Origin of the sequence: Vibrio xiamenensis (assembly GCF_900100015.1) — a bacterium.
GTDB lineage: Bacteria > Pseudomonadota > Gammaproteobacteria > Enterobacterales > Vibrionaceae > Vibrio > Vibrio xiamenensis.
The window spans coordinates 145,506-160,204 of sequence record NZ_FNDD01000002.1; the positions used below are offsets into that span (position 1 = coordinate 145,506).

Consider the following 14,699-nt stretch of genomic DNA (forward strand, 5'->3'; position numbering starts at 1 on the left):
CTCACATCGTCCCTTAATCTCACTTTTGCAAGCCGTACATGAGGAAATCATATGGCAGTTCATGTAGGCATTATTGACTCGGACCCTATTCGTCTGGTCACCCCGTTATTAGATAAGCGCACCGTTAGTCGCCACATCATTTTCATTGGCGACAGTACTCAACAAGAAATGTATACCCGCCTTCATACTGTACTTAATCAACGCGATATCACCTCCGAATTCTTTGAAATTCCTGAAAGAGCCAATACATCCCAGATCAAAGTCGCTGTCCATGGCTTGGCAGAAACGCTTAAGGCTCGCGGCGAGCAAGAGGTCAAACTCAACGCCAGTTGCGGTTTGCGCCACAGACTGCTGTCGGTTTATGAAGTCTTTCGTAGTTACCACTGGGATATTTTCGTTGTCGAACCGAGTACCGATAGCCTTTGCTGGCTCTACCCAGATGGTAAAGAGGAAGTTCAAGTCGAAGACCACATTACCATTGCAGATTACCTGACAATCTTTGGCGCTCGTGGTGAGTTCAATCATCAAGAATTGCCACCACAGCTGGACAAAAAGCTATACGAACTCGGTGAAAGCTGGGCCAGTAACGCGCTAGAACTTGGGCCTGGCCTTGCCACCTTGAATTATCTTGCGACCACCTGCCGTAAAGAACACAAGCTGGATGTTGAGCTATCAGAAAAACAGCAAGGCTATCGCGAATTGGCGATGCTGATCGATGATCTGGTGCAGGCCAAAATCGCCAGCTATGAAAATGGCGTGCTGACCTTTGCCAACGAAGACGCCAGACGCTTCTCCAACGGTGAGTGGCTAGAGACTCTGGTTCACAGTACGGTTAAACAGATTCAAGAAGAAATGCCAACCATTCAGGACCGTTCATTAAACGTACAGGTCTATCGTCAACTCGGTGAACGTGAAGTCCGCAATGAATTGGATGTGGCCTCAGTGGTCAACAACAAGCTACACATTATCGAGTGTAAAACCAAAGGTATGCGCGACGACGGCGATGACACCCTGTATAAGCTCGAATCCCTGCGTGACCTACTTGGCGGACTTCAGGCTCGTGCTATGTTGGTGAGCTTTCGCCCGCTGCGCTACAACGACATTACTCGCGCCGAAGATTTGGGGTTAGCCTTAATTGGCCCAGATGAACTTAAGAACTTAAAAGCTCACTTAAGCCATTGGTTTAAAGGCGCTGGCGGCGCAGAAGATGATTGCTAATCACGTTTAAAAACGACAGGCTCTCAACGTCAAAAAGGCTCCATCAAGGAGCCTTTTGCGTATAGAAGTTAACCCGTAGCTTGATGTGAATTAGCTGTCATCTTCAGTAAAGTTGGTTGGCAGAGTCTTTTTCATTTCGTTCCAGATCTGCGCGCTGTGCATGCCATATTGACGTATCACTACTGCCACTTGATCGCGTTCACCACTTTTACACACTTGCAGCAAATCACGGTAAAATTGCAATGCTAATTTACGTGATTCAGCGTTTGAGAAATAGTAACTGCCGACACGATCATAGAGCTTCTTAATCCCGTTAAAGATCAAGCCATAAATTTGGTTTCCAGAATGGAATGCCAAACGTTGGAACAGCATGTAATCGTAAAAGTTAAACGTTTTGGCGATCAAATTCGCTTCACGAATTTGTTCGTCTTTTTCACCATCGTCTTTAACATGTTGCTGAATTTTTTCCGCGTATGGCGACGACGCCATAAAAGCATCCCAAGATGGCGCGCCAAGCAGTGTTTCACACGATTCGATCACGGTAATAATGGTGCGTTCAGCATGCTCTTTATTAAGTTTAAACGCGTAACCCATAAAAATTGGGCTGATATTGGTGCGTGCAGCGAGAAGATCTTCCACAATCGACGTCGCATTTTCTGCATCCAGAGTCATCAAAGTATCGAGAATATGCAGACCTGATGTCTCCATAAACTGATTCACTTTGGTCGGTTTACCATGTTGAATGGTTAACCATCCATCACGTGCCAAACGCTGTAATACTTCACGTAATGTCGTTCGTGTTACACCGATTAATTCTGATAGCTCACGCTCTGCGGGTAAAATTGAACCTGGAGGGAAACGACCTTTCCAAATACTCTCAATAATGTATTTTTCCGCGAAACCTGCAGGGCTTTTTGCCTTAATGACCATTTAATTTTTAATCCAAGTTTTTCGTTATTTGGTTCTATTACCACTCATCATACCACTAGTTGTTAAATACAGGAAACAAACGCCCATGAAACTTGGGCTCAAGCCCACAATGAATATAGCTATTTTGTATTAGATTTAATCAATCCAAATGCTGCATCAATATATGAGTTAATTAACCACACAAAATTCGATAAGTTAACAAGTGCATATAATATTGAACTTTAAATAAGCAATTCAAAAAATAGACACACGCAACAATTTGTCTTTGATTAAATACTCGCGAGCTCAATAATTGGATAAATTTAATACAAGGTTATTATTCCAACAACATCGCCGTTACAGCATAGAAACCATACGAATACCACATCGATCCCGTTTTTCAACAAAAACGCCCTTTTGCCAACAACAAAGCGCCTTCAAGCGTTGACTAAATCTATGCGTACAGTAGAGTAGCGCTTAAGTATGAGTGCTTGTCTTCTCAATGGATGACTTGGCAAGACCACAAGGATTACGTACTTGTTGTTTTACTAATTCATTGTTTTGAAACACTTCCTTTCTTTCGAAGTCAAGCGTCTCCCTTTCCTTATTGCAGATTATAAAGAGAAGCTCAAAATGCCGATATCGTTCGGAAATGCCTTAATGAAAAACTTTCTGGGTAAAGCACCAGACTGGTATAAGCTCACCATCATCGCCTTTTTAGTGTTAAACCCGATCATTTTCTTTTTGATCGATCCCTTTACCGCCGGCTGGGTTTTGGTCGCTGAGTTTATTTTTACTCTCGCAATGGCACTCAAATGTTATCCGCTACAACCTGGTGGTCTACTCGCCATAGAGGCGGTGGCTATCGGTATGACCAGCCCAGAACACGTAAAACATGAACTGGTTGCCAACATCGAAGTATTGCTACTCTTAGTGTTTATGGTTGCTGGCATCTATTTTATGAAGCAACTTTTGCTGTTCATCTTTACTAAGATTTTGCTTGGCATTCGCTCGAAAGTGCTTCTTTCTGTTGCCTTCTGTTTTGCCGCTGCGTTTCTGTCTGCCTTCCTTGATGCATTAACGGTGATTGCAGTTATCATCAGCGTGGCCGTCGGTTTCTACGCTATTTACCACAAAGTCGCGTCAGGTAAAGGTTCAGGCTCAGATCATGACCATACTCAAGACGAGCACTTCACCGAACTCACCCGTGACGACCTTGAAAATTACCGCGCGTTTCTTCGCTCATTGTTGATGCATGCCGGTGTGGGTACTGCGCTTGGCGGCGTAACTACCATGGTGGGTGAACCGCAAAACTTGATCATTTCAGATCAAGCCGGTTGGTTATTTGGCGAATTTATTCTGCGCATGGCACCAGTCACGCTACCTGTATTCATTCTCGGTATGCTCACTTGTGTGTTGGTTGAGAAATTCAAAGTGTTTGGTTATGGCGCGCAGCTTCCAGATGCCGTGCGCACCATTCTTAACGATTACGATATTGAAGAGTCGAAAAATCGCTCGAAACAAGACATCGCGAAGCTTTGGATTCAAGGCCTTATCGCGGTATGGCTAATTGTCGGTCTTGCCATGCACTTGGCGGCTGTGGGCCTCATCGGTTTGTCCGTTATCGTTCTTGCCACTGCATTTACCGGTGTGATTGAAGAACATGCACTGGGTAAAGCGTTTGAAGAAGCGCTACCTTTCACTGCCCTACTCGCCGTGTTCTTCTCGATTGTAGCAGTCATCATCGACCAAGGGTTATTTAAACCCGTCATCGATGCGGTGCTGCACGTTGAGAATGAAAGTACCCAGCTCGCTCTGTTCTATCTCGCTAACGGCGTACTGTCGATGGTCTCGGATAACGTGTTTGTCGGCACTGTGTACATCAACGAAGTGAAGACAGCGCTAAATGAAGGCATTATTTCACGCGAACAATTTGATATGTTGGCGGTCGCGATCAACACAGGAACCAACTTACCATCGGTGGCAACCCCGAACGGCCAAGCGGCGTTCTTGTTCTTGCTGACTTCCACACTGGCTCCGCTGATTCGCCTTTCTTATGGAAAAATGGTGGTGATGGCGTTGCCGTACACAGTCGTACTTACCGTTACGGGTCTTATTGGCATCATGGTGTTCTTAGAGCCCGTTTCCGCGGTGTTTTACGACTTAGGCTGGATCAGTGATAGCGTTTTGGAAGCCAGCTCACCTGCAGCGCCATCTAGCCATTAAAATTTAGATTGCACGTGAAACTATTTCTCGATAAAAAGCTCTGATAACCCAGAGCTTTTTTATTTTAAGGACATAATTTGTGAACCTATTAACTTCAATAAAGTCGTTTTCAATGCAAAGACGCGCTTGGTTATTGCTGCTGGCTTTTATTATTGTTTTTGAAGCCTGTGCGCTATTTTTCCAACATGTCATGATGCTCGCACCTTGTGTGATGTGCATTTATGAACGCGTTGCGATGCTGGGTATTGGTTGTGCGGCAATTGTTGGTGCCATCGCACCGCAGAATCCCGTATTTCGCTGGTTAGGCTTAATTGGTTGGGGCCTTAGCGCATACAAAGGCTTGACGCTCGCGATGCAGCATGTCGAATACCAATTCCATCCATCTCCGTTTGCAACCTGTGATGTATTCGTCACGCTACCGAGTTGGATGCCGCTCAACAAGTGGATGCCATGGATGTTTGAAGCCTACGGCGATTGCAGCAAAGTCGTTTGGCAATTTTTAACCCTTTCTATGCCGCAGTGGCTCGTCATCATTTTTGCCGGTAACTTGATTGCTCTTGCGATTATCGTGATAGCCCAATTGACAAGAACGAAACGCTAAGCAAATAAAACTCACCATAAAAAAATCCCCGCTGCTGCGGGGATTTTTTTAGTTCATATCTCGATTAGGCTTGGGCGCAATAACCTCTCGGTTACCGTTATGCCCCGGCGCACTCACAATGCCCTGAGCTTCCAATTGCTCAACAATCCGCGCCGCACGGTTATAACCAATCTTAAAGCGGCGCTGAACACCAGATACCGAACCACGACGGGTCTCCACCACATGCTCTACAACTTGGTCAAACAGTGGGTCAACATCTTCATCTGACTCCATTTTCTCACCAGGAAGCAGCGTCTCTGGGCTTTGGTCACCATTGGTGATTTCATCAATGTAGTTTGGCTTACCACGAGCTTTCCAGTTATTCACCACAGCGTGAACATCGTCATCAGAGGCAAAAGCGCCATGCACACGCACGGTATGGCTAGAGCCTGGCGGCAAGTAAAGCATGTCACCCATTCCCAGCAGCGATTCAGCGCCGCCTTGGTCAAGAATGGTGCGTGAGTCGGTTTTGGTCGATACCGTAAACGCCACACGGGTTGGAATGTTGGCTTTAATCAAACCGGTAATCACATCCACAGATGGGCGCTGCGTAGCCAGAATGAGGTGAATACCCGCCGCACGTGCTTTTTGCGCCAAACGTGCGATAAGCTCTTCGACTTTTTTGCCTACCACCATCATAAGGTCGGCGAACTCATCGACGATCACGACGATATAAGGGAGTTTTTCAAGTAGCGGCGGCTCTGGATCCATGCTGTCACCCGCTTGCCATAGTGGGTCATGAATCGGATGCCCGGCTTCTGCCGCCATTTTCAGTTTGTCATTAAAACCTTTGATGTTCCGTACACCAAGCGCCGACATCAGCTTGTAGCGGCGCTCCATCTCACCGACACACCAACGCAGCGCGTTGGAAGCATCCTTCATGTCGGTCACGACTTCCGAAAGTAGATGTGGAATGCCTTCATACACCGAGAGCTCAAGCATTTTCGGGTCGATCATGATAAAGCGCACATCATCTGGGGTAGATTTGTACAACATACTGAGGATCATGACGTTCACCCCAACCGATTTACCGGAACCTGTAGTACCAGCAACCAGTACGTGCGGCATCTTGGACAAATCAGCCACAACCGCGTCACCAGCGATGTCTTGACCCAGCACAACGGTGGTCGGTGACTTCGCCTCGGTAAATTGCGGGCTGCTAATAACATCCGATAGATACACGGTCTGACGGCTCATATTTGGCAATTCCAAACCAACATAAGGTTTCCCAGGAATCACTTCCACCACGCGCACCGCCATCGCAGATAGCGAACGCGCTAAGTCCATCGATAAACCAGAGATACGGCTGACTTTAACGCCAGGCGCCAAGTCCAGCTCAAAACGAGTAATGACTGGGCCTGGGAAAATGTCGACCACTCGAGCTTTGATTTTGTAATCGGCCAGTTTGGACTCAACCAAACGCGCAATATCTTCAAGAGCCTCTCGGTCAATAAAGTTTTCACGCTTCTCTGGATGGTACAACAACTCGAGCGTTGGCATAGGTTCGGTTGGCTTAGGCAACTGAACGTCGTTTTGCACCAAGAACGGGTTTTGCTGTGCGACCTGATTGGCCTGCGCTTCACTCACGATATTTTGGAACGCCGCAACATCTTGATCCTCAACCTCGGGCTCATCAAACTGATGGGCAGGCATTTCGGGCTCTTGCGTTTCAACGTCTTGAATTTCTGCGCCGCTAAATGGCGCATCTTCATCATCGATATCAAAACTTGAGAAGCTTGGCTCATGGCTGGTATTTGGCTCAACCTGATGACTGATCTGTTCGAGGTTATGGCGACTTAGCAATGGATCGTCTTGCTCATCAGTGTCAACCTGCCATGGCAAATTGTCGATGCTAAGATCTTGCTCGTCTTGAACATCAAAACTTGGGTCTGAATCTTCGCTTTGGTAAGAAACTGGCTGCGATTCCGATTGATGGGCAATGGCAGACTCTTGTTGCGCGGCAGCGGGCTGCGCCGCACTACGTTGCCAATCTCCCGCTTCTAGCTGTTCGATAGTCGCTCCAAGCTGACGGGCACGCTCATCCGCGTCCATGTCATCGTCATCATCTTCAGCATGGTACATCGGAGCTTGCGGCTTAGGATCCGCCGCTGGCGTGGAGAAATCGGCAAATAATGGGTCGTTTTCTTCATCCACATCGATGGGCTCTACCACGTCACGTTTTTCAGGGACGTGAATATTAAATCGGCGCGGCTCAGGCTCTACCGCTGGGATTTGTTCAAGTTTAGGTTCTGTCAAGAGCATATCATTGCTGTCTGCCACTTCATCACTCGCAATCGGCGCTGCGATACGCGGCTCAGCAGTCGCTCTTGGAGTAACAATATTCGAACTGAGATCTGGTTCAATGGTTTCATTGCGGCGGCCGCGGATTTTATTCAGCATGCCGGTGAGAACACGTAAACTAAAGTTACCTAACCAATCGACAATCTCTAGCCAAGAAATACCCGTTAGCAGCGTGAACCCCGCCCCCCACATAAACAGCAGCACCAAGGTGGTGCCCAGAACGTTCAGTGTGGGCAGCGCAAGACTGGTGAGCACATCACCAATCACACCACCGGATGAAAAGTACCAAATATCGTCAAAGTTGATATCGGCCAGCCCACAGCTGGTGAGGATAAGAATCGCAAGACCCAGCAAGCGAGTGCCCCACAACATTAAGTTAAGAGGTTCGTCTTCTTCACGTTTGCGAAATAGCACCCAGGCAACGCAAGTTAAGATTACTGGGATTGGATACGCCAGTGAACCAAAACTGAAAAACAGCGTGTCAGCAATCCAAGCACCGACGATACCGCCAGCATTCTCAACGTCAACGCCCCACGCGGTTTGCGACCATGAAGGATCGGCTGGATTAAAGGTCAGAAGAGAGACCGCAAGGAGAATAGAAAAAAGCACCGCAACAATGAGCGCGCACTCTCTCAAACGTTGCGTACCGGTTAGACGGGAAGACGTAGGCTCTTCACCCGTTTTAATGATTGTTTCTACTTTACTTTTGTTCTCTTTGAACATAACCAACTTAACTATAAAAATATGGAATCTAATGTATAAAAATAGTCCGAGCGACCACGTCGTCTCGGACTACTGATTTAACCATATTGGCGTCAAAAACCCAATTATATAAAGTCAGAATATCGAAAGGGATTCCGACCTTACCAACCGTTAACGAGTTTTGATAACCAATTGATTGGTCTGCTTCACTTCTTCCATTACCACGTAAGTACGAGTGTCATTTACCCCAGGTAAACGCAGTAAAGTATCGCCAAGCAGTTTACGGTACGCGCCCATGTCTGATACACGAGTTTTCAACAAGTAGTCAAAATCACCCGAAACGAGGTGACACTCTTGAATATCGTCTAAATTTTGCACAGCAGTATTGAACTGTTCAAATACATCAGGAGCACCACGGTTGAGCGTAATTTCGACAAACACCAATAGTGATGCGTCGAGATATTGCGGGTTTAATAGCGCGGTGTATCCGGTAATGTATCCTTGACGTTCAAGACGACGCACACGCTCCAAACATGGTGTTGGAGATAGCCCTACTCTTTTAGAGAGCTCAACGTTTGAAATGCGACCATCTTTTTGCAATTCATTAAGAATATTGCGATCGATACGGTCTAAATCCTTGGACGGCTTCTTATTGTTGTCTGCCATTTTTTATTCCACCTTATTACTTCCTTGCAAAAAAATATACTACAACTATTAAATATTTAGCATCAAATTTTTCAAACTTAATCCTATACTCGATTTAAATTCGATATCAATACCCTAAATATAGTTAATACGACCAAATAAAAATAAGGAGTCAGGATGATCATTGGCGTACCAAAGGAAATCAAAAACCACGAATATCGAGTGGGTATGATCCCAGCTAGCGTTCGCGAGCTTGTTTCACATGGTCACCAAATTTTTGTAGAAACCAACGCCGGTGTGGGCATTGGTTTTTCAGACGATGATTACATCGCTGTAGGGGCATCCATTCTTCCTACTGCTGCCGACGTTTTTGCGCAAGCAGATATGATTGTTAAGGTCAAAGAACCTCAAGCTGTTGAGCGCGCTATGCTCAAAGAGGGGCAAATTTTATTTACTTATTTGCACCTAGCACCAGATTTTCCACAAACCGAGGAGCTAATCAAGAGCAAAGCCATCTGCATAGCCTATGAGACTGTAACAGATAATATGGGTCGCTTACCACTATTAGCACCAATGTCTGAGGTCGCGGGCCGAATGTCTATTCAAGCGGGTGCACAAACCTTAGAAAAATCCCATGGCGGACAAGGCCTACTTATCGGCGGTGTACCTGGCGTTGAACCGGCGAAAGTGGTGATTATTGGCGCTGGTGTCGTCGGTGCCAACGCCGCGCGCATGGCCGTAGGTTTACGCGCTGATGTCACCATTTTAGACCGTAATGTCGATACACTTCGCAGACTAGATGAAGAGTTCCAAGGTCGTGCAAAAGTTGTCTACTCGACCGTAGACGCCATCGACAAACACGTCACTCAAGCAGACTTAGTGATCGGCGCGGTATTAATTCCTGGTGCTGCAGCGCCAAAATTGGTCACCAAACAACACATTGCCAAAATGAAACCCGGTTCTGCAGTGGTTGACGTCGCAATAGACCAAGGCGGCTGCTTTGAAACCTCTCATGCCACCACTCACGCAGATCCCACTTACATTGTGGACGAGGTGGTTCACTACTGCGTGGCTAACATGCCTGGCGCCGTTGCTCGTACATCGACATTTGCGCTTAACAACGCCACTCTGCCATATATTGTTAAACTTGCCAACAAGGGTTACAAAGACGCCCTACTCGAAGACAAAGGTTTCTTGCGCGGTTTGAATGTCATTTACGGACAAGTCACATGTAAAGAAGTCGCGGAGGCGTTTGGTTTACAGTATCTCGATGCCGAACTTGCACTAGAAAAATTCAGCTAGTTACCGTTGCCACGAAGACAAGTTAGAAAGTAGTAAGACTTAAAAACCAAAAAAGCTCTCGTTATATGAGAGCTTTTTTATTGGTACTCGGTTAAACATTAATGGATAGCCGAGCGGTCTAAACAGCGATAGGTTGAAAGTTAAAACCAACGCTCGAGTACGGATTTGTCTAATTGGCGAAAGGCGCTTTTCAATACCTTAGCAAGCTCCTTATAACGCGGTTTGCTTTTGATCGGCTCTAAAACACCACCACTTTCGATGATTTTCTGATGCAATTCGCGATACCAGCCAGCGAGAGATGGTGGCAATTGAGTGTTGGCGCGATTACCCAGCCACCAAAAGCCTTGAATGGGCAAACTGATCGCAAATAAAGCAATGATCACCGTTTGCGGCATCGCTTGATAATTGTTGAATACCATCTGCGTGAGTACGCTGATCGCGGCAATCGCCGGCATGGATTTAGTCGCAAAGCGCGTCGCTTTAATGATTCGCTGCTCAGGAAACATTGGCGTTAACTCTTTACGCATCGGCCAGATATCCATGTATTTTTGTCCATCACGTAAGCTATGAACTAATCCAACTTTATTACTCATGATACCCTCTCACTTCCGCGAAACGCTGATTCACTAAAAAATAGTTTAATCTTTCAACTTACAGCGTAAAAACTTGATAAAAGTTAATAGAACTTCAAATTTTTTTTGTTATATTTGTCTATTATCGCTATCCTTTGCGCACTCTCAATACCATTGTTGCTGTTATTTACAAAATAGGCAACTTTGACAAGATTTTCGCAAGGATTGCACAAGTTGCCTTCCGGGTAAAGCAACGTCTCACTATACGGAAATTTGAGTTTTATTGACCAAGATTAGTTCGCACTCCTATTGAGTTCGACTATATTCTGGTGAAGATTTTTCATACTCACTGATTTTTGAATCAGACGAATAACAGGTAGTAATACATGTCTAAGCTAGTTTTAGTTTTAAACTGCGGTAGTTCATCACTTAAGTTCGCGATTGTTGATGCAGAGAATGGCGAAGAGCATCTAACGGGTCTTGCGGAATGTCTACATCTTCCAGAAGCTCGCATCAAGTGGAAACTTGATGGTAAACATGAAGCACAACTGGGCAATGGTGCAGCACACAATGAAGCGCTTGCTTTTATTGTCGAAACTATTCTTGCTTCTAAGCCTGAACTGGCAGAGCAACTTAAAGCTATCGGTCACCGTGTCGTTCACGGCGGCGAGAAATTCACTCAATCTGCACTGATTACTGATGACGTAATTAAAGGTATCGAAGACTGCGCAACACTTGCACCTCTTCATAACCCTGCGCACATCATCGGTATCAAAGCAGCGCAAAAATCTTTCCCAGAGCTACAAAACGTTGCTGTGTTTGATACTGCGTTCCACCAAACTATGCCTCAAGAGTCTTACCTATACGCTCTTCCATACAATCTATATAAAGAGCACAGCATTCGTCGTTACGGTATGCACGGTACTTCTCACCTATTCATTACCCGTGAAGTGGCTAAGTTGCTAGGCAAGCCTGAAAGTGAAGTTAACATTATCAACTGTCACTTAGGTAACGGCGCATCAGTATGTGCGGTTAAGAACGGCCAATCTGTTGACACTTCAATGGGTCTAACTCCACTTGAAGGTTTGGTGATGGGTACTCGTTGTGGTGATATCGACCCTGCGATCATCTTCCACTTGCATGACGCACTTGGTTACTCTGTTGAACAAATCAACACTATGCTGACCAAAGAATCTGGCCTGCAAGGTCTAACTGAAGTCACTTCTGACTGCCGTTTTGTTGAAGATAACTACGGCGAGAAAGAAGAAGCGACTCGTGCGATGGACGTATTCTGCCACCGCTTAGCTAAATATGTCGCTGGCTACACCGCGTCTCTAGAAGGTCGCCTTGACGCTATCGTATTCACTGGCGGTATCGGTGAAAACTCAGCACCAATTCGCGAAATGGTACTTAACCGTCTTGGTATCTTCGGTATCGAAGTGGACAGCGAAGCAAACCTTAAAGCACGTTTTGGCGGCGAAGGTACAATCACAACGGCAAACAGCCGTATTCCAGCAATGGTTATCTCTACCAACGAAGAGCTAGTTATTGCCGAAGACACAGCACGTCTAGCTGGTCTTTAATGACTTTTCTGGCTAGCCACTCGGCTAGCCAGTTTTCTTTCTAATAATAGAAAAAACCACAGGGCTCAGTTTCTATTCCATCGAAGCCCAGGAATAAGAAGTTGGGCTTTAATTCAATAGTTAAAGGTACTCTGCTAATGTCCCGTACTATTATGCTTATCCCTACTAGCGCTGGTGTTGGTCTTACTAGTGTTAGCATGGGTGTTTTACGCGCGATGGAGCGCAAAGGTGTCAAAGTTTCTTTCTATAAGCCTGTTTCTCAACCTCGTAGCGGTGGCGATCAACCCGATCTAACATCGACTATAGTGGCAGCAAACAGCACCATCAAAATCGGCGAACCTATGCCGATGTCAGTGGTCGACAATCTTATCAGTAGCGATAAGATGGACGAGCTTTTGGAAACTGTGGTTGAGCGTTACAATCAGGTCAACAAAGAATCTGAAGTAACCTTGATCGAGGGTTTAGTCCCTACTCGCAAACATCCGTTTGCTAATAGCGTAAACGCGGAAATCGCAGCCACGCTAGGTGCAGAAATCGTGCTTGTTGCGACGCCAGGTACAGATAACCCATCTCAACTTAAAGAGCGCATCGAAGTTGCATGTTCTAACTTCGGTGGCACTAAGAACAAAAAAATCTCTGGTGTAATCATCAACAAGCTTAATGCACCAGTTGATGATGCTGGTCGTACTCGCCCTGACCTTTCTGAAATCTTTGATGATGCAGACAGCGCGAAGAAAAACCAGCTTGAAGTGATGCAGATCTTCAACTCTAGCCCAATTCGCGTGCTAGGTTGCGTGCCTTGGAGCATCGATCTTATCGCGACTCGCGCCATCGATATGGCGAAGCACCTGAACGCTGAAGTCGTGAACGAAGGTGATATCAAAACTCGTCGTATTAAGAGCATCACATTCTGTGCACGCTCACTGCCACACATGATTGAGCACTTCAAACCAGGCTCACTACTTGTGACATCAGCAGACCGTCCAGACGTTATCGTTGCAGCTTCTCTAGCTTCAATGAATGGCGTTGAGATCGGCGCTATCTTGCTGACTGGCGGCTACGATATGCCAAAAGAGATCGTTGACCTATGTAAACCCGCTTTTGATTCTGGCTTGCCAATTTTCAAAGCTCAAGGTAACACTTGGCAAACATCGCTTAACCTACAGAGCTTTAGCCTTGAAGTTCCAGCTAACGATAAAGAGCGTATCGAGTTTGTTAACGAACACGTTGCAGGCCACATCGATGGTAACTGGATCGATTCGCTAACCGAAGGCGCGGAAATGTCACGTCGTCTAAGCCCACCAGCATTCCGCTACCAGCTTACTGAGTTCGCTCGTAAAGCGGGTAAACGTATCGTGCTACCAGAAGGTGATGAGCCACGTACTGTGAAAGCAGCGGCTATCTGTGCTGAACGTGGTATCGCGACTTGTGTGCTTCTAGGTAACCCAGCAGAAATCAAACGCGTTGCTGAGCAGCAAGGCGTAACGCTAGGTGCTGGTATCGAAATCATCGATTCAGACAAAGTTCGCGAAAACTACGTTGAACGTCTGGTTGAACTTCGCGGCGCGAAAGGTATGACCGAAGTTGTTGCTCGTGAAAAACTAGAAGATTCTGTATTCCTAGGCACTATGATGCTTGAAGCAGACGAAGTTGACGGCTTAGTTTCTGGTGCGGTACACACAACGGCGAACACCATTGTTCCTCCGTTCCAAATCATTAAGACTGCGCCAAACGCGTCAATCGTATCATCAATCTTCTTCATGCTGCTGCCTGACCAAGTATTGGTATACGGTGACTGTGCAATCAACCCAGATCCAAACGCGGAACAATTGGCTGAAATTGCTATCCAATCTGCAGATTCTGCAGCCGCATTTGGTATCGACCCTCGCGTTGCAATGATTTCATACTCTACGGGTGAATCAGGCAAAGGCGCGGACGTTGATAAAGTTCGTGAAGCAACTCGTATCGCTCAAGAAAAACGCCCTGACCTCGTTATCGATGGCCCACTTCAATACGATGCGGCTATCATGGAAAACGTTGCCGCTTCTAAAGCGCCAAACTCTCCAGTAGCAGGTAAAGCGACAGTATTTGTATTCCCAGACCTAAACACTGGTAACACAACATACAAAGCGGTACAACGCTCAGCAGACCTAGTCTCTATCGGTCCAATGCTGCAAGGTATGCGTAAGCCTGTGAACGACTTGTCTCGCGGCGCTTTGGTTGACGATATCGTCTACACCATCGCTCTAACTGCAATTCAAGCAGCGCAAGCTAAATAAGCATCACTACATGGATTCAAGCCGCAGCCTTCGCTGCGGCTTTTTTTATTTGCTCGACTTTCCCCACAAACTCCAATCATCGAAAACCGATTCATCCTGACTTTCGAGTGATGACGCTCAATCATCTGCCACCAAAACTTTCTAAACCTTCACGCCATCTTTCATGAAATATCATGATTTTTAAGCCAAAACCCGATTTTCGAGAAATTTGATTCTATAGTTACAGCATCAACCAATCACGGCTTAACTAGTGACGCGAAAATTCCGATTTTCCTTACATCACAAGGCGTTACAAAAATGTCCTTAATCAATTTTGAACGCG

At 46.1% G+C, this 14,699-nt stretch carries 10 protein-coding genes; 6 read left to right on the forward strand and 4 right to left on the reverse strand.

Annotation, left to right across the window (positions count from 1 at the left end; genetic code table 11):
- The first annotated feature begins 51 nt into the window (after positions 1 to 51).
- Positions 52 to 1,218 (forward strand): DUF1887 family protein, encoded by a 1,167-nt coding sequence (locus BLS03_RS02340; RefSeq protein ID WP_093269120.1) that lies wholly within the window; start codon positions 52 to 54, stop codon positions 1,216 to 1,218.
- Between the two features lie 90 nt (positions 1,219 to 1,308).
- Here BLS03_RS02340 and fadR read toward each other — a convergent pair whose 3' ends face one another.
- On the reverse strand, positions 1,309 to 2,148 hold the full coding sequence (fadR, locus tag BLS03_RS02345; RefSeq protein WP_093269124.1) for a fatty acid metabolism transcriptional regulator FadR: 840 nt from the start codon (positions 2,146 to 2,148) through the stop codon (positions 1,309 to 1,311).
- A 612-nt stretch (positions 2,149 to 2,760) separates the two neighbouring features.
- Here fadR and nhaB point away from each other — a divergent pair.
- Both nhaB and dsbB read left to right on the forward strand, forming a co-directional pair.
- On the forward strand, positions 2,761 to 4,353 hold the full coding sequence (nhaB, locus tag BLS03_RS02350) for a Na(+)/H(+) antiporter NhaB (RefSeq protein ID WP_093269126.1): 1,593 nt from the start codon (positions 2,761 to 2,763) through the stop codon (positions 4,351 to 4,353).
- A 79-nt stretch (positions 4,354 to 4,432) separates the two neighbouring features.
- Entirely contained in the window at positions 4,433 to 4,954 is a 522-nt protein-coding gene (dsbB, locus tag BLS03_RS02355) for a disulfide bond formation protein DsbB (RefSeq protein ID WP_093269129.1), read from the forward strand.
- Positions 4,955 to 5,002: 48 nt separating this feature from the next.
- Here dsbB and BLS03_RS02360 read toward each other — a convergent pair whose 3' ends face one another.
- Both BLS03_RS02360 and lrp read right to left on the reverse strand, forming a co-directional pair.
- Entirely contained in the window at positions 5,003 to 8,017 is a 3,015-nt protein-coding gene (locus BLS03_RS02360) for a DNA translocase FtsK (protein WP_093269132.1), read from the reverse strand.
- Positions 8,018 to 8,167: 150 nt separating this feature from the next.
- Positions 8,168 to 8,662 carry a leucine-responsive transcriptional regulator Lrp gene (gene lrp / locus BLS03_RS02365; protein WP_093269135.1) on the reverse strand — a complete coding sequence of 165 codons (495 nt, stop codon included), beginning with the start codon at positions 8,660 to 8,662 and terminating at the stop codon, positions 8,168 to 8,170.
- Positions 8,663 to 8,818: 156 nt separating this feature from the next.
- On the opposite strand from lrp, the gene ald reads away from it, so the two are divergent.
- The gene (gene ald / locus BLS03_RS02370) at positions 8,819 to 9,943 is read left to right on the forward strand and encodes an alanine dehydrogenase (protein WP_093269137.1); all 1,125 of its coding nucleotides are present in this window, start codon (positions 8,819 to 8,821) and stop codon (positions 9,941 to 9,943) included.
- A gap of 140 nt (positions 9,944 to 10,083) precedes the next feature.
- Here ald and yfbV read toward each other — a convergent pair whose 3' ends face one another.
- Complete coding sequence (yfbV, locus tag BLS03_RS02375; RefSeq protein WP_093269140.1) at positions 10,084 to 10,536, reverse strand: terminus macrodomain insulation protein YfbV; 453 nt, start codon at positions 10,534 to 10,536, stop codon at positions 10,084 to 10,086.
- 365 nt (positions 10,537 to 10,901) lie between these two features.
- Here yfbV and BLS03_RS02380 point away from each other — a divergent pair, with 365 nt between their 5' ends.
- Positions 10,902 to 12,098, forward strand: a complete 1,197-nt coding sequence (locus BLS03_RS02380; protein ID WP_093269142.1) for an acetate kinase — start codon at positions 10,902 to 10,904, stop codon at positions 12,096 to 12,098.
- A 137-nt stretch (positions 12,099 to 12,235) separates the two neighbouring features.
- Positions 12,236 to 14,377, forward strand: coding sequence for a phosphate acetyltransferase (gene pta, locus BLS03_RS02385; protein WP_093269145.1), 2,142 nt, complete (start codon positions 12,236 to 12,238; stop codon positions 14,375 to 14,377).
- Positions 14,378 to 14,699 lie beyond the last annotated feature (322 nt).

Coding starts and splice junctions, on each gene's coding strand:
- yfbV (WP_093269140.1), bottom strand. CDS start 10,536: ATGAGTAATAAAGTTGGATTAGTTCATAGCTTACGTGATGGACAAAAA.
- BLS03_RS02360 (WP_093269132.1), bottom strand. CDS start 8,017: ATGTTCAAAGAGAACAAAAGTAAAGTAGAAACAATCATTAAAACGGGT.
- fadR (WP_093269124.1), bottom strand. CDS start 2,148: ATGGTCATTAAGGCAAAAAGCCCTGCAGGTTTCGCGGAAAAATACATT.
- nhaB (WP_093269126.1), top strand. CDS start 2,761: ATGCCGATATCGTTCGGAAATGCCTTAATGAAAAACTTTCTGGGTAAA.
- BLS03_RS02380 (WP_093269142.1), top strand. CDS start 10,902: ATGTCTAAGCTAGTTTTAGTTTTAAACTGCGGTAGTTCATCACTTAAG.
- BLS03_RS02340 (WP_093269120.1), top strand. CDS start 52: ATGGCAGTTCATGTAGGCATTATTGACTCGGACCCTATTCGTCTGGTC.
- pta (WP_093269145.1), top strand. CDS start 12,236: ATGTCCCGTACTATTATGCTTATCCCTACTAGCGCTGGTGTTGGTCTT.
- lrp (WP_093269135.1), bottom strand. CDS start 8,662: ATGGCAGACAACAATAAGAAGCCGTCCAAGGATTTAGACCGTATCGAT.
- ald (WP_093269137.1), top strand. CDS start 8,819: ATGATCATTGGCGTACCAAAGGAAATCAAAAACCACGAATATCGAGTG.